This is a genomic window from Mycobacterium sp. NGS69 (assembly GCF_059812165.1).
Genome location: NZ_JCALCD010000004.1, coordinates 464,928 through 479,517, shown reverse-complemented (window position 1 = coordinate 479,517; position 14,590 = coordinate 464,928). Strand labels below are relative to the sequence as shown.

Annotated in this window: 13 protein-coding genes; 6 read left to right on the top strand and 7 right to left on the bottom strand. The window is 69.7% G+C overall.

Annotation, left to right across the window (positions count from 1 at the left end):
• Together AC5Y2S_RS15055 and AC5Y2S_RS15050 are read right to left on the bottom strand one after the other, a co-directional pair.
• Complete coding sequence (locus AC5Y2S_RS15055) at nucleotides 1-573, bottom strand: TetR/AcrR family transcriptional regulator (protein WP_499956892.1); 573 nt, start codon at nucleotides 571-573, stop codon at nucleotides 1-3.
• On the bottom strand, nucleotides 573-1,790 hold the full coding sequence (locus AC5Y2S_RS15050; RefSeq protein ID WP_499956891.1) for a cytochrome P450: 1,218 nt from the start codon (nucleotides 1,788-1,790) through the stop codon (nucleotides 573-575). Before AC5Y2S_RS15050 ends, AC5Y2S_RS15055 begins: the two co-directional genes overlap by 1 nt.
• 83 nt (nucleotides 1,791-1,873) lie before the next feature.
• Between AC5Y2S_RS15050 and AC5Y2S_RS15045 the strand changes: the two genes are divergently transcribed.
• Both AC5Y2S_RS15045 and AC5Y2S_RS15040 read left to right on the top strand, forming a co-directional pair.
• Nucleotides 1,874-2,344: a GbsR/MarR family transcriptional regulator gene (locus AC5Y2S_RS15045; protein ID WP_499956890.1), complete on the top strand. Its 471-nt coding sequence runs from the start codon at nucleotides 1,874-1,876 to the stop codon at nucleotides 2,342-2,344.
• 2 nt (nucleotides 2,345-2,346) lie between these two features.
• Nucleotides 2,347-3,162, top strand: coding sequence for a class I SAM-dependent methyltransferase (locus AC5Y2S_RS15040; RefSeq protein WP_499956889.1), 816 nt, complete (start codon nucleotides 2,347-2,349; stop codon nucleotides 3,160-3,162).
• On the opposite strand, the gene AC5Y2S_RS15035 is transcribed toward AC5Y2S_RS15040, so the two are convergent.
• Nucleotides 3,159-4,526 carry an FAD-binding oxidoreductase gene (locus tag AC5Y2S_RS15035; protein ID WP_499956888.1) on the bottom strand — a complete coding sequence of 456 codons (1,368 nt, stop codon included), beginning with the start codon at nucleotides 4,524-4,526 and terminating at the stop codon, nucleotides 3,159-3,161. The two genes, AC5Y2S_RS15040 and AC5Y2S_RS15035, sit on opposite strands and share 4 nt — an antisense overlap.
• Nucleotides 4,527-4,582: 56 nt before the next feature.
• Here AC5Y2S_RS15035 and AC5Y2S_RS15030 point away from each other — a divergent pair, with 56 nt between their 5' ends.
• Nucleotides 4,583-5,173 (top strand): SHOCT domain-containing protein, encoded by a 591-nt coding sequence (locus AC5Y2S_RS15030; RefSeq protein WP_499956887.1) that lies wholly within the window; start codon nucleotides 4,583-4,585, stop codon nucleotides 5,171-5,173.
• A 4-nt stretch (nucleotides 5,174-5,177) separates the two neighbouring features.
• Here the strand turns inward: AC5Y2S_RS15030 and tap are convergent, their stop codons facing one another.
• A complete protein-coding gene (tap, locus tag AC5Y2S_RS15025; protein ID WP_499956885.1) occupies nucleotides 5,178-6,422 on the bottom strand; it encodes a multidrug efflux MFS transporter Tap in 1,245 nt (414 codons plus the stop codon).
• Nucleotides 6,423-6,482: 60 nt separating this feature from the next.
• Between tap and AC5Y2S_RS15020 the strand changes: the two genes are divergently transcribed.
• The 3 genes from AC5Y2S_RS15020 to AC5Y2S_RS15010 all read left to right on the top strand — a co-directional run bounded on the left by AC5Y2S_RS15020 (nucleotide 6,483) and on the right by AC5Y2S_RS15010 (nucleotide 9,607).
• Nucleotides 6,483-7,304 (top strand): uracil-DNA glycosylase, encoded by an 822-nt coding sequence (locus AC5Y2S_RS15020; RefSeq protein WP_499956884.1) that lies wholly within the window; start codon nucleotides 6,483-6,485, stop codon nucleotides 7,302-7,304.
• Nucleotides 7,301-8,419 (top strand): FAD-binding protein, encoded by a 1,119-nt coding sequence (locus tag AC5Y2S_RS15015; protein WP_499904583.1) that lies wholly within the window; start codon nucleotides 7,301-7,303, stop codon nucleotides 8,417-8,419. The genes AC5Y2S_RS15020 and AC5Y2S_RS15015 overlap by 4 nt, the downstream gene beginning before the upstream one ends.
• Before the next feature lie 156 nt (nucleotides 8,420-8,575).
• On the top strand, nucleotides 8,576-9,607 hold the full coding sequence (locus AC5Y2S_RS15010) for an LLM class flavin-dependent oxidoreductase (RefSeq protein WP_499957059.1): 1,032 nt from the start codon (nucleotides 8,576-8,578) through the stop codon (nucleotides 9,605-9,607).
• Here the strand turns inward: AC5Y2S_RS15010 and AC5Y2S_RS15005 are convergent, their stop codons facing one another.
• The 3 genes from AC5Y2S_RS15005 to AC5Y2S_RS14995 all read right to left on the bottom strand — a co-directional run bounded on the left by AC5Y2S_RS15005 (nucleotide 9,608) and on the right by AC5Y2S_RS14995 (nucleotide 14,553).
• A complete protein-coding gene (locus tag AC5Y2S_RS15005) occupies nucleotides 9,608-13,564 on the bottom strand; it encodes a diguanylate cyclase domain-containing protein (protein ID WP_499956883.1) in 3,957 nt (1,318 codons plus the stop codon).
• Between the two features lie 100 nt (nucleotides 13,565-13,664).
• Nucleotides 13,665-14,114, bottom strand: coding sequence for a nitroreductase family deazaflavin-dependent oxidoreductase (locus tag AC5Y2S_RS15000; protein WP_499956882.1), 450 nt, complete (start codon nucleotides 14,112-14,114; stop codon nucleotides 13,665-13,667).
• A gap of 4 nt (nucleotides 14,115-14,118) precedes the next feature.
• Nucleotides 14,119-14,553 (bottom strand): HIT family protein, encoded by a 435-nt coding sequence (locus AC5Y2S_RS14995; protein ID WP_499956881.1) that lies wholly within the window; start codon nucleotides 14,551-14,553, stop codon nucleotides 14,119-14,121.
• Nucleotides 14,554-14,590: the final 37 nt, after the last annotated feature.

Genomic DNA, 14,590 nt, shown 5'->3' with positions numbered 1-14,590 from the left:
CTAGCCTCGGGCGCCGACCGGCGCCACGGTCGGGACGACGAACTCCCCGAGCATCGCCCGCTCGTCGGCCTCGTCCCGGCCGGGGTAGGTCAGCAGCGACGTGAGCACCCGCACCACCCAGCGCGCCCGGCGCTGCACGACGGCGGGATCCTCCGGGCCGAGCGAGCCGACGAACGCCGCCGCCAGCGCCGTGATCACCTCCGACTGCGCCAGCTCGCCGCCGATCGGCGGTCGGCTGGCGGCGAACCACGCTGACAGCGCGGGGCTTTCGCGCACCATCCGCAACGCGGCGATCATGCTCGCCACCAGCCGTTCGCGCGGGTCCTCGATGGCTCGGATCTCGTCGGCGATCGCGCGGCCGAGCCGGCGCGCCTCGCGGTGCACGTACGCGGTGCGCAGCGCCTCGCGGTTCTCGAAGTAGCGGTACAGCGTCGCGCGGGAACAGCCTGCGGCCCGGGCGATCTCGTTCATGCCGATGGACGCCTGGTCGCGGCGCGTGTAGAGCCGCTCGGCGGCGTCGAGTATCCGGTCCGCAGCCGCCTCCCCGCGGTGCTCGGCCAACCAGTCGGGCATCAGGCGTTCACCCGGATCGGCACGCACAGCGGGCGGCGCACGTAGCTGCCGCCCGACCACACGATGCCGGACTCCTCGACCTCGAAATCGGGGCAGCGGGACAGCAATTCGGTCAGCGCGACCCACGACTGCATGCGGGCCGCCGCCGCGCCCAGGCAGTGGTGCGCGCCGTGGCTGAACGTCAGGATGTTGCGCGGGCAGCGGGTCACGTCGAGTTCGCCTGCGTCCGGCCCGTATTGGCGTTCGTCGCGGTTGGCCGACCCGTAGAGCAGCAGGACCTTGCGGCCCGCCGGGATGGTGGTGCCCTCGATGGTCACGTCGCGGGTGGTGGTGCGCGCCAGGCCCTGGACCGGCGAGGTCAGCCGCAGCAGCTCCTCGACCGCGTCGGGGATCAGCCCCGGGTCGTCGACCAAACGCCGGCGCTGGTCCGGCCGCTCGTGCAGCAACGGCATTGACCCGCCCAGCATTCCGGTGACCGTGTCGTTGCCGCCGGTGACCATCGTGAACGTGAACGCCAGTACCGACAGCGTCCCGGCGATGTCCCCGTCGGCGCCGACTCCGGCCGCCACCAGATGCGAGATCGTGTCGTCCTCGGGTTCGGCCCGGCGCCGCTCGATCAGGGCAGTGAAGTAGGCCATCATCGAGCCGACCGCGTCCAGCGAAGTGCCGATTCCCCCTTCGGACGTGTTGGCCGCGACGATCGCCTGCGTCCAGCCGTCGAACTGTGCGCGGTCTTCCTCGGGGACGCCGAGATAGTGCGCGACGACCATCGAGGGCAGCGGTTTGAACAGGTCGGTGACGATGTCGCCGCCGCCGTCGGCGCGGATTTTCTCGATGCGCTCGACGACGAACTCGCGCACCTTGGGCTCCACCGCCTCGACCTGTCGCGGCGTGAAACCCCGCGACACCAGTTTGCGAAACTCGGTATGCACCGGGGGATCCTGCATCACGAACGGCGGATTATCCTGCAGTCCAATCAGTTCCAGCTCACCATACTCAACGGTCAGGCCCTGCGCCGAGGAGAACGTCTCGTGGTCGCGCGCGGCCGCCCAGACGTCGGCGTGGCGGGCCAGCACGTAGTAGTCCCGGTCGGGCCGGGTCTCGGGGACGACGTGGTGCACCGGGTCGTGGTCGCGCAGCGCCCGGTACATCGGCCAGGGGTTGGGCCAGGTCTCGGCGGTCGCCAGCCGAAATCTGTGAGACATCACCGGGGACATGTCTCATTTCTAAGGCAGTTGGGCGAACATGTCAATTGTTGTACACTTTGTTCAGTCCGTACTGAACGAACCAGAGGAACCTGATGTCCCCGGAGGAAGCCGAGTTCGTCGACCGCATCGGGCTGTTCTTCGAGCTCCTCGGGGCGACCCGCACCATGGGCCGGGTCTATGGGTGGCTGCTGATCTGCCATCCGCCGCAGCAGTCGCTGACCGAGCTGGCCGGCGCGCTGTCGGTGAGCAAGGCCTCGATCAGCACCGTCGCCCGGCAGCTGCTGGAGGGCGGCATGATCGAGCGGCTGCCGAGCCCCGACCGGCAACACCTCTACCGCGTCACCCCGGGCGGGTTCACCAGCGTGCTGGAGACGCAGCTGTCGCTGATGCGCCTGGGCATCGAGCCCGCCGAGTTCGCCCTGTCGGTGCTGGGGGAGGACCGTGCCGAACAGCGCGAGCGCATCGAGGACTTCCGCGACTTCTGCGAGTTCTGCACCCGGGACTACCGAGAGCAGCTGATGCGGATGTGGACCGAATACCGGGAGGGGAAGCGACAGCGATGACGATGACGGACAAAGTCGACTTCGGCGACGTGGCGTGGGGGTCGGTGGAATGGACCAACCTGTGCACGCTGTACCTGCGGGCCTACGAAAGCCGCTCGCCGGCACCGATTCTCGATGACAAGGCCGCCGCCGAGGCGGTGGATCGCATCGAATACGACTGGGCCCGCATGCGGCGCGCCATGCGGCCCGGATCCAACCAATATCTGGTCGCCGTGCGCGCCAAACAGCTCGACGAGTGGAGCGCCGGCTTCCTGCGCCGCCACCCGGACGCGGTCGTGCTACACCTCGGGTGCGGCATGGACACCCGGGCGTTCCGGCTGCGCCCGCCGGACACCGTGCAATGGTTCGACGTCGATCAACCGGATGTAATCGCCTTGCGGCGCAAGCTTTATGACGACCGCGACGGCTACCGGATGATCGGGTCGTCGGTGACCGACGAGGCCTGGCTGCCCGAGATCCCCTCCGATCGCCCCACGCTCGTGGTCGCGGAGGGACTGGTCATGTACCTCGTCGAGCCCGAGGTGCGCGCGCTGCTGCCGCGCCTCACGGATCGGTTCGCCGGCGGCGAGATGCTCTTCGACACGACGTCGCCGCTGGGGCCGCGGCTGTCCAGGGTCCTCACCAAGGGCATCACCAAGTGGGGCATCGGCGACATCCACGAACTGGAGCGCTGGAATCCGCGGCTGCGCTTCCTCGAGCAGGTTCCGGTGACCGCGCTCTACGAGCGTGTCCCTTCGGCGCCGGTGCGGCTGCTGTGGCGGCTGGTCAACGCCACGCCGATGCGAAATTTCGACGTGCTCAACCGCTTCGAGTTCTAGATCGCCGCGCCGGGGTTGAGGATCCCGAGCGGGTCCAGCGCCCGCTTGATCCGCTGGTTCAACTCCATCACCTCGGGGCCGAGGTAGCCATCCAGCCACGGCCGCTTCAACCGGCCGACGCCGTGCTCACCGGTGATCGTGCCGCCCAGACCGACGGCCAGGTCCATAATCTCGCCGAAGGCCAGGTTGGCGCGCTCGGTCATGGCGGCGTCGGCGGGGTCGTACACGATCAGCGGATGGGTGTTGCCGTCGCCGGCGTGCGCGATCACCGAGATCATCAGATCCCGTTCCGCTGCGATGCGCTCGATCCCGGCGACCAGCTCACCCAGCGCGGGCAGGGGCACCCCGACGTCCTCCAGCAGCAGCGAGCCCTTGGCCTCGACCGCGGGGATGCAGAACCGGCGCGCGGCCACAAAGGCCTCGCCCTCGTCCGGGTCGTCGGTCGAAAAAACCTCTGTGGCACCGTTTTCCGCGAACACCGCGGCCATCACCGCCGCGTCCTCCCCGGACGAGCGCCCCCTCTCGTCGGAGCCGGCCACCAGCATGGCGGCCGCCGAGCGATCCAGGTCCATGCGCAGGCTGTCTTCCACGGCATTGATCGCCGCCGAGTCCATGAACTCCAGCATCGAAGGCCGCAGCCGCGCAACGACTCCCAGCACCGCGTCGACGGCCGCGCCGACCGAGCCGAACGTCGCGACCACCACGCTGGACACGTTCTGGGCCGGCAGCAGCCGCAGCGTCACCTCGGTGACGACACCCAACGTGCCCTCGCTGCCGACGAACAGCTTGGTCAGCGAGAGCCCCGCGACGTCCTTCAGCCGCGGCCCGCCGAGGCGCACCGCGGTGCCGTCGGCCAGCACCACCTGCATGCCCAGCACGTAATCGGTTGTGACGCCGTACTTTACGCAACACAACCCGCCGGCGTTGGTGGCGATGTTGCCCCCGATGCTGCAGATCTCGAACGACGACGGGTCGGGCGGATACCACAGCCCGTACTCGGCGACGGCCTTTTTCACCTCCGCGTTGAACAGGCCCGGCTGGCATACCGCGGTGCGGGTGACGGGGTCGACGGTGATGTCGCGCATCTTCTCCGTCGACAGCACGATGCCGTCGTCCAGCGCGGTGGCCCCGCCGGACAGGCCGCTGCCGGCGCCCCGGGTCACCACCGGCACCCGGTGGGCCGAGGCCCAGCGCATCACGGTCTGCACCTCCTCGGTGCGCCGCGGCCGGACCACCGCCAGCGGCTTGCCGGCCGACGGGTCGAAGGCGCGGTCCTGGCGGTAGCCCTCGGCGATGGTGGGGTCGGTGACGACCATCCCGTCGGGCAGCTTGGCGATCAGCTCGGCCAGCGCGTCGGCGTTCACGATCCGATCCTACGGGCCAGGTAGCTGTACAGTTGGCGGATCTCGGAAGGGGCACGATGTTCGGGCGCAGAGATCTCAGCAAAGTCGGCGTCCGCGCGTTCGCGGACGTCCTCGCGGCGGAGCAGTCGGCGATTTCGGTCACCGTCGGCAACCCGAATCTGGTCGGCAACACCGAGGTTCGCTGGAAGCTGCGGCTGCGCGTCACCCCCGACGCCGAACCGCCGTTCGAGGCCAGCGTCACCGCGCTGCTGCCCCAGCTGAGCCCGCCGCGCCCCGGCACCCGGCTGCCCGTGCTCTACGACCCCAAGGACCACGGCCGCGTCGAGATCGACCACCGGCCGGCCGCCACGCCCGACGTGGCGATCGACGCCGTGACCGCGGCCCGCCCCGACCTGGCGGGCGCTCAGGTGATGGGGATGCCGATGGGCGATGTGATTCGCCGGGCCATCGCCGATCCCACCGGATTCCGCGACGAGATGATGCGGCGCGGCGCCGAGATGCAGCAGCAGATGCTCGGCGCGGCGCAGCCGGCGCAAGCCCACCAGGATCCGATCGATCGGCTCGAGCGGCTGGCCGCGCTCAAGGACCGCGGGCTGCTCACCGACGAGGAATTCGAGCAGCAGAAGCGCAAGATCCTCGGCGACTGACGGATCAGCGCGGCGTATCCGCGGCGAGTTCCGGCACCGGACGGTCCAGCTCCCGCAGCGACGGCAGGCCGCACGCGACGAGGCCGACCAGCAGGATCGGCACCGCCAACGCCAGGAACGTAGTCCGCAGCCCGGCCGCGTCGGCCAGCGGACCGGCCACCAGCAATCCCAACGGACCGGCGGCGTACATCAGCCCGGTCATCACCCCGACCACCCGGCCGCGGAGGTGGTGCGGCGCCCGGGTCTGCATCACGTAGTTGTAGATCGGCTGGGTGGGCCCATAGACCAGGCCGGTCACCCCGCACAGCACCAGGATCACCGGCAACGGCGGCAGGAACGCGATGCCGATCGCGGCCACGCCGAAGGTGAGCGTCGCCGCCAGCACCACCGTGCGCCGCGGCGTATATCTCGAGAGCACCGCGTAGCCGAGCGCGCCCACCAAGCCGCCGACCCCGAGCGCCATCAGCACCCAGCCCAGCTGTGCGGGCTGGTGATGGTCGCTGAAGTATTTGGGAAACAGCACGCTCTCCATCGGCAGGTACAGCGCGGTCACGACCAGGTCGATCAGCCCCAGCGTCCGCAGCACCCGCAGGTTCCAGACGAATCGCAGGCCTTCGGCGATGCCGGACACCAGCCCCTGGGGTCGCGTCGCATGGTGCGGCTTGCCGACGCCCTCGAGCCGCAGCCCGCTAATTGCCAAGAAGGACAACCCGAATAGGCCCGCAGTGACCCACATCGTGTTGACGCCGCCGACCGCCGCGATCATCAGACCGCCGACTCCCGGGCCCACGATGTAGGCCAGGTTGAGGATCGCCTCGTAGACGCTGTTGGTGCGGTCCAGCGACCAGCCGGCCCGGGCGGCGGCCTCGGGCAGCATCGACTGGCGCGCCGTGGTGCCGGCCGGATCGAACGCGGCCGAGAAGAAAGCCAACACGGCCAGCTCGGCGACGTTGATCGCGTCGGCGCCGAAAAACCAGGCGGTCAGCGGCACGGCGGCCACCGCCGTTCCGGACAGCGAATCGGAGACCAGCGACACCCGTCGCCGCCCGAAAAAGTCGACCGCGGTCCCGGCCACCAGCGTGGACAGCACCAGGGGCAGCGTCATCGCGGCCGCGACGACGGCCGCGTCGCGCGCGCTGTCGCGGTGCTGCAGCGCCAGCCATGGGAACGCAACGATCGAGATGCCGGTACCCGCCGTCGCCGTCAGCGTGGCGAACAGGATCAGAACCGCTGGGCCGCTGCTTTTCATGGGATATCGCCGCTGAATTTATGCCAACGCCGTGATACGCGGCCACCGATTTTTCGGCTCATGCAGGATGTTCATGTGCTTGCCCATCCACGTAGCGGCCAGGCATTCGCGTCTCCGGTGGTGCCCGGCAGCGGATGGCCGGGCGATCCGGCCACACCGCGGACGCCGGTGGCCGCCGACGCGGCCCGCGTGGTCGCGCTGAGCGACGGGGCCCGGTCGATCGCGGAACTCGACGCCGCGATCAGCGTGTGCCGGGCCTGCCCGAGGCTGGTGACCTGGCGCGAAGAGGTCGCCGCCAGCAAGCGCCGGGCGTTCGCCGACCAGCCCTACTGGGGGCGGCCGGTGCCGGGCTGGGGATCGGAACGGCCCTGGCTGCTGATCGTGGGGCTGGCGCCCGCCGCGCACGGCGCCAACCGGACCGGGCGCATGTTCACCGGTGACCGCTCCGGCGACCAGTTGTACGCGGCGCTGCACCGGGCGGGGCTGGTCAACCAGCCGACCAGCGTGGACGCCGCGGACGGCTTGCGCGCCAACGGGATTCGGATCTCCGCGCCGGTGCGTTGCGCGCCACCGGCCAACGCGCCGACGCCGGCCGAGCGCGACACCTGCTGGCCGTGGCTTCAGGCCGAATGGCGGCTGGTGTCCGGCGACGTCCGGGTGATCGTCGCCCTGGGCGGGTTCGCCTGGCAGATCGCGCTGCGGCTGGTGTCCGGGGCGCCCAGGCCGCGCTTCGGGCACGGCGTCGTCGCGGAGCTGGGATCCGGCCTGCAATTGCTCGGCTGCTACCACCCCAGCCAGCAGAACATGTTCACCGGTAGGTTGACTCCCGTAATGCTCGACGACATCTTCAGCGACGCAAAGAGGTTGGCAGGTATCACGTGACCGACATTTTGGTTTCCGGTGCCAGCGTGGCCGGCATAACGGCTGGGTATTGGCTTGCCCGCCAGGGCTATTCGGTCACCGTGGTGGAACGGTATCCGGGGTTGCGGCCGGGCGGCCAGGCGATCGACGTGCGGGGCCCGGCTCTCGGGGTGCTGGAACGCATGATGTTGCGGGCGGCCGCCGACCACGTGCGGACCCGGATCCGCGGGGCGTCCGTCGTCGACCGCGACGGCAACGAACTGTCCGAGGACACCGAATCGACGCCGACCGGCGGGATCATCGCCAACCCCGACATCGAGCTGTTGCGCGACGACCTCGTCGAATTGCTCTACGACGCAACCAAACTCAACGCGGAATTCGTGTTCGACGACAGCATCGCCGCGTTAGAGGACGACGGCACCGCCGTCAAGGTGACCTTCGAGCGCGCCGCGGCGCGCAGCTTCGATCTGGTGATCGGCGCCGACGGGTTGCACTCCAACGTGCGACGGCTGGTCTTCGGCCCCGAGGCGCAATTCATCGAGCGGCTGGGCACCTACGCGGCGATCTTCACCGTGCCCAACTTCCTGGACCTGGACTACTGGCAGACCTGGCACTACGGCGAGAACACCATGGTCGGCGTCTACAGCGCGCGCAACAACACCGAGGCCCGGGCCATGGTGGGCTTCATGGAGGCCGACCTGCGGATCGACTACCGCGACACCGAGGCCGTATTCGCCGAGCTGGAACGGCGGATGGCCGACGACGGCTGGGTCCGCCCGCAGCTGGTGCAGTACATGCGGACCGCACCCGACTTCTACTTCGACGAGATGTCGCAGATCAAGATGGATCGCTGGTCGAAGGGCCGCGTGGCGCTCGTCGGCGACGCCGGGTATTGCTGTTCTCCGCTCTCGGGGCAGGGGACCAGCGTCGCGCTGCTGGGCGCCTACGTCCTGGCCGGCGAGCTCGGTGCGGCCGGTGGTGACTATGAAAAGGGCTTCGCCAGCTATCACGCCGAGTTCCACGACTACGTCAAGCGCAACCAGTGGCTGGTGATCGACAACATCCCCGGGGGTGCGCCGATCCCGCAGGAGGTGTTCGACCGCATCGTCAACTCGATCACCCTCAAGGACTACTGAGCTCGGCTTTGCGTGTGAATCCTCGGCTTTGTGTGTGAAGCCTGGGCGGAAAATCGGCCGAAATCCCGCCCTGTGTTCCCACGGAAAGCCGTGAGCGCTCACTCGACGCGCTGTGTTGGCGGGAACGTTCGCTCCACCGAAAGCGTTGACGCCGTCGTGCGACTTTCCGTCCTTGACCTCGTGCCGGTGCGCAGCGACCAGACCACCCGCGACGCGCTGGCGGCCACCGTGCAGCTGGCGCAGGCCGCCGACCGGCTCGGCTTCACCCGCTACTGGGTCGCCGAGCACCACAACATGCCGTCCGTGGGCGCGACCAGCCCGCCGGTCCTGATCGCCCACCTGGCCGCGCACACCACCCAGGTCCGCCTCGGCTCCGGCGGTGTGATGCTGCCCAACCACGCGCCCCTGGCGGTGGCCGAGCAGTTCGCGCTGCTGGAGGCGGCCGCGCCGGGCCGCATCGACCTCGGTATCGGCCGCGCGCCCGGCTCCGACCCGGTGACCTCGTACGCCCTGCGCGGCAGCCGCGGCGACGAGGACATCGAACGCTTCCCCGACTACCTCGACGACGTGGCCGCGCTGATGAGCGCGCGCGGCGTGATCGTGCCGCTGCGCTCTGGGGACTACCGGCTCAAGGCCACCCCGGCCGCGGCGAGCGAGCCGAGGCTGTGGCTGCTGGGCTCGTCGATGTACTCGGCGCATTTGGCCGCGGCCAAGGGGCTGCCGTATGTGTTCGCGCATCACTTCTCCGGTCAGGGGACCGAGGAGGCGCTCGCGGTCTACCGGTCTCGCTTCAAGCCGAGCAAGCAGACGCCCGAGCCCGTGACGTTCCTGACTGTCAACGCCGCGGTGGCCGAAACCCGCGACGAGGCGACGGCTTTGATGCTGCCCAACCTGCAGGTGATGGCGCGGCTGCGCACCGGCCAGCCGCTCGGGCCGGTGCCGCTCGTCGAGGAGGCCGAGGTCGCCCAGCTGACCGACCAGCAGCAGCACATCGTGGAGAGCGGGCTCAAGCGCGCCGTCCTCGGCACCCCGGAAGAGGCCGCCGAGCAGGTGCGGGCGCTGGCCGAACGGTTCGGCGTGGACGAGGTGATGGTCCACCCGGTCGCCTCGGCCCACCTCGGCACCGATCCCGCCACCGGGCCCGCGCGGGTCGCGACGCTGGAGCTGCTGGCCAAGGAGCTGTTCTAGTCAATCCGTCACGCCAGCCTGAGACTTGGTGGTCGGCGCGTGCTGGCAGATCCAGTGCAGCAGGTCATCCGCCGGCAGCGGCGGGCTGTGCACGAAACCCTGGGTGATGGTGCAGCCGTAGCGGCGCACCGCGCGCAGGGTGACCTCGTCTTCGACCCCCTCGGCCACCAGGTCGGCGCCCAGGCTGCGCGCCAACGCCACCGTGGACCGCACGATGGCGACCGACCGCGGGTCCTCGGCCAGCCGCGCCACGAAGATCCGGTCGAGCTTGAGCTCGTCGACCGAAACGTCCTGCAGCCGCGCCAATGACGACCACCCGGTTCCGTAGTCGTCGAGCGAGATCCGGACGCCGAGGCGCTGCAGCGCGGCGACGGTGTTGCGCGAGCGCGCCGAGTCGACCAGGGCGCTTTCGGTGATCTCGACGATCAGCGAGTCGGGGGGCAGGCCGTGCGTCTGCAGCAGCCGCTCGATCGTGCTCACCAGGTCCAGGTCGAGCAGGTTGGTGGTCGACAGGTTCACCGCGACGGTCAGCGGCATACCCTGGTCGCGCCAGGACCGGATCTGCTCCAGCGCGACGTTGATGGCGCGGTTGGCCACCTGACGCATCAGCCCTGCGCGTTCGGCGGCGTTCAAAAATTCCTCGGGGAGCAGCAATCCGCGGCTGGGATGCCGCCAGCGCAGCAGCGCCTCGACGCTGTGCACGCTGCCGTCGCTCGCGTTGATCTTGGGCTGGTAGTGCACCGTCAGCTGGTCGTCGTCCAGCAGCGCGACGCGCAGTTCCTCGATGAGGTTGGGGTCGTTGTCGCGGTACATCTCGTAGGCCGAGTCGTACACCGCGATCCTGCTGACGGCGGATTTCGCGTGGGGGATCGCCATCTCGGCGCGGGTGAGCAGCTCCTGCGGATGATCGCAGTGGTCGGGGCAGAGCGCGATGGCGATGCGGGCATCGACCTGCACGGTGATCGGATCGAGCGCGAACGGCTCGCTCAGCGCCTCGAGCAATCGGCCCGCCTGGGCGCGCGCGGCGATCAGGTCCGACCCCTCACCCAGCAGGATCGCGAATTCGTCCTCGCCCACCCGCGCGAGCAGATCCTCTTGGCGCACGCAGAGCGAGAGCCGGTGCGCGACATGGCTCAACAACTCGTCGCCGAAGTGCTGGCCGACGGAGTCGTTGATCTCGTCGAACTCATACAGGTGCAGCAGCAGCAGCGCCCGGCGCGACGGGGTCCCGGGGATCGACAGCGGTCCCGCCGGCACCACATCGGACAGCCCGGTCAGGGCGGTCGCCAGCGACCGCCGATTGGGCAGGCTGGTCACTTCGTCGGTCATGGCCTGCTTGTGGATTTCGGCCAGCAAGCTGACGTCGCGGAAGGCGACCGAGAGTCGCGCGGCGACCGCGACCAGGCTCAACGCGGCGAGAATCGTTGCCAGCCTTGAGTTGTGACCCACGACGACGGCCAGCGCGACGACGGTGCACGCCACCGGCACCGCGTAGAAACCGAGCCCGCGTTTCGGTACGGGCGGCGTCGACGACCACGGCGCCCAGCTGGCGATGGCCACCAGGAGCGACGCCGCGGGCCAGAGGGTGTCCAGCGTGGTGCCGACCCGGTAGCTGCCGTCGGCGGTCTCGAAGAGGTACGCCGTGTCCGCGACGGCAAAGGCGACGAATCCCACCACAAGCAAGACCCAACGGAATCCCTTGCGCCAGCCTAGGATTGGCAGCATGCCGGCGGTCAGGGCCACCAGGACCAGGTCGCCCCACGGGTAGACGAGTCCCACCAGCACGGTCGCCGGCGCGCGGACCGCGGCCGCGTGCATGGGCCCCGCGCGCAGCGCCACGCCCACCGCGGCCGCGGCCAGCGCGCATACCAGGGCATCGAGCCGGATCGGAATTGGCACCACCTTCAGCCGCGACCGCATGACCAGCAGGAGCCCCGCGTACAGGAGCGGGTAAAAGGCCAGGTACTCCGGGTCGGCCGCGGACGGCGACTGGCCCGCGGGCACCCACGTCACGTAGACGATGTCACCCGCCGCCGACACGGCCATGCCGGTCGCGATCAACGCCCACGCGAGACGGTCTGCCCGCACCCGGTAGGCGCGAAACGCGATCAGCGCCGCGGCGGACAGGTTCAACGCCGGGTACAGGAATTTGGCGAAGAACGCGTTGCGCGCGGCACCGGGGTCCACCAGGCTCGTCACCGCGAAGGTGGCCACGCCAATCCCCAACGCCGCCAAAGCGATCCGAATCGCCATCGGGGGCCACCGCATGCCGTCGGGGCCGTCGTGCGATCGCTCCCGCGGTGCCGTTGCGGCCGCGGCGATCGGTGCCAGCGAGCGCGCCAGCCTCGTCTCCTTGCCGAAGGCGCCCGCCGGGGTTGCGGCGGCGCCCCGGTCCCCACCCGCCGACGCCGACTCGGCCGACTCGGCCAACTGAGGGAACGTGTATGGGAACGGCAGGTCGGGCAGGAAACCCCGAACACATTGCCCGCCTTCGCGTTTGGCGGCGTACATGGCCAGGTCGGCGTGCTGCAGGAACTGGTCGACGGTGCAATTCGACGTTGCCGTGGCGACCGTGTAGCCGATGCTGGGCCTGACCTCGATGGGGACACCTTCGATCACGATCGGCGTCCCGAACGCGTCGAGCACGCGGTCCGCGGCCTCCTTCGATTCATCGACCGAAGCCTCGATGAGGACGGCGAACTCGTCGCCTCCGAGGCGCGCCACGGTACCGATGTCGCCCAGCGCGGCGGTGAGCCGGCCGGCGACCCGGACGAGGAGCTCGTCGCCGGCGGGATGCCCCAGAGCGTCGTTGACCGCTTTGAAGTTGTCCAGGTCGAGGCACAGCACCGCGATCGGCCCGCCCTCGAGGCGCTGTCGGGCAACGGCCTGCTCCAGGCGGTGCAGGAAGTGCGCCCGGTTGGCCAGGCCGGTCAGGCTGTCGCGGAACGCCTCCCGCGCGACCTCGGACAGCAGGCCCTGGTTTTCCATCAGCACGATGAACTGGCGGGTGAGCACCGCCGCGACGAGGATCCCCAGCGCGGCGAGCAGCGGTCCGTGTGCCATCAGGCTCACCGCCTGACCCAGGCCGACCGCGGCGGCCAGCATCAGCGGCAGGTAGGGCAGCCAGAGCAGGGCGGGGGACATGATCTCGGTCCGCGCCTGGTCCGTGGCGGTCTCGTGGACGCTGGCCAGGCCGGCCAGCGAGAGCAGCGCGAATCCGGCCACCCGCCCCAGATCCGCCGGGCCGCCCAGGTGATAGGTGCCCACCCCGGTCTGGAAAACCATCGCGATATCGGCGACCGCGGTGGTCGCGACCCCGGCGGCCAGCAGGCCCCGGCTCGGCAGGTCGTTGGAGCGGATCCGGGACAGCATCAGGATCGCCGTCGTCAGCATTACGACGTCGACGAAGACCTCCTCGAGCGTGGCGAGGCGCCAGCCGGTGTTCGCGCGCAGCTGTTTGTCGAGAACGAACACCCAGGAGATGACGAACAGCGAGGTCGCCACGATGAGACCGTCCAGCACCAGGCGCCGGGGGCTGTGGCGCGACAGGTGGGACAGCAGCGCCAACGCCAGCATGGCGCCGATCGGCCACAAACTCAGCACGGCCTCGGCCACCGCGGGGTGGGTGGCGTGCTCGATTCCCGGGCGCGCGTAGTACACCGACCACAGGACCTCACCCACCGCCCAGCCCAGCAGGCCGATCACCAGCGCCAGCCAGCCGAATTTGCGGCGCCCGGTCGAAAAACGGGCCGCATAGCCGGCGGACACCGCGGCGAACACCAGGCACGCCGCCATCACGACCTGATCGACCGGCCGGGTCGCGTCGGCGCCCCGCGACCGGAAGATCGAGGACGCGACGACCAGCACCGCCGCCGTGCTGTAAAACCCGACGAGCAGCCAACCCGCTCGTGCGGACAGCCCGAACCGCCGCCACGGATTTCCCGCCCAGCGTGTCATACCCGCTCCAGCCGATCCCGCACCCTTGCGGCGAACTACTTCACCGCGCGTGTCAGGAGAATAGACCGCTGCGCGGCTATCCGGGCCTACCTGGCAATATTCAACGAGGAGTCAATAAAAAGACGGGGATGGGCCGCGAAGTCCGGCTCTGGTAGCCGCTGTAGCGGTTGGCGTTGATCTTGTTGACCAGTTCCCACAGCCGCGGGTAGTCGGCGTCGTCGGGGCCCACTTTCCTGGCGGTCACCGGGATGCGCTTGGCGCCGACGTTGATCTCGCAGTCGGGCCGCTTCCGCAGGTTGTGGTACCACCCGGGGTTGTGGTCGTCGCCTCCCTTGGACGCGACGATGACGTACGAGTCGCCGTCCTTGGCGTAGGTCAGCGTGGTGGTGCGCTGCTGGCCGGTCTTGGCGCCGATCGTGTGGAGCAGCAGGCTGGGCGGCATCCCCGGTATCTGGTGACCGACGCGGCCGTCGGTCTTGCGGTAGATCGTGTCGTGCAGGCGCAGGAACGGTACGAGCACGAATTGTTCTAGCGGAGTCAGATTGCTCATGGTTTCAGTCTGGCTGACTCCCGTTGAGCCGCGACACGGCCTCCCGCAGGATCTGCGCGGTGGACTCCCGGTCCGGGTCCCGGCGCAGCAGCATGCCCTTGGCGAAAGACAGCTTGTCGCCCTCGCGCCGCGGCAGCACGTGCAGGTGGATGTGCATCACCGTCTGGAACGCGGGGCGGCCGTCGTTGATCGCGATATTCGTCGCGTCGGCCAACTCCGTCGTGCGGGCGGCGCGCGCGATCCGCTGGCCGATGGTGGCCATGGCGGCCAGCGTCTGCGGCGGGGTGTCGGTGAGGTCGACGGTGTGTTGTTTGGGGATCACCAGCGTGTGGCCGCGGGTGAACGGGCGGATGTCGAGGATCGCCAGGTACCCGTCGTCTTCGTAGATCCGGTGGGCCGGGGCCTCGCCGGCGACGATCGCACAGAACACGCAGGGCATGTCGCCCACGGTACTGATCGCCGGATACGCTGCGGCG

Coding starts and splice junctions, on each gene's coding strand:
- AC5Y2S_RS15000 (WP_499956882.1), bottom strand. CDS start 14,114: ATGAGCAATCTGACTCCGCTAGAACAATTCGTGCTCGTACCGTTCCTG.
- AC5Y2S_RS14995 (WP_499956881.1), bottom strand. CDS start 14,553: ATGCCCTGCGTGTTCTGTGCGATCGTCGCCGGCGAGGCCCCGGCCCAC.
- AC5Y2S_RS15030 (WP_499956887.1), top strand. CDS start 4,583: ATGTTCGGGCGCAGAGATCTCAGCAAAGTCGGCGTCCGCGCGTTCGCG.
- AC5Y2S_RS15020 (WP_499956884.1), top strand. CDS start 6,483: ATGCAGGATGTTCATGTGCTTGCCCATCCACGTAGCGGCCAGGCATTC.
- AC5Y2S_RS15055 (WP_499956892.1), bottom strand. CDS start 573: ATGCCCGACTGGTTGGCCGAGCACCGCGGGGAGGCGGCTGCGGACCGG.
- AC5Y2S_RS15045 (WP_499956890.1), top strand. CDS start 1,874: ATGTCCCCGGAGGAAGCCGAGTTCGTCGACCGCATCGGGCTGTTCTTC.
- AC5Y2S_RS15050 (WP_499956891.1), bottom strand. CDS start 1,790: ATGTCCCCGGTGATGTCTCACAGATTTCGGCTGGCGACCGCCGAGACC.
- tap (WP_499956885.1), bottom strand. CDS start 6,422: ATGAAAAGCAGCGGCCCAGCGGTTCTGATCCTGTTCGCCACGCTGACG.
- AC5Y2S_RS15040 (WP_499956889.1), top strand. CDS start 2,347: ATGACGGACAAAGTCGACTTCGGCGACGTGGCGTGGGGGTCGGTGGAA.
- AC5Y2S_RS15005 (WP_499956883.1), bottom strand. CDS start 13,564: ATGACACGCTGGGCGGGAAATCCGTGGCGGCGGTTCGGGCTGTCCGCA.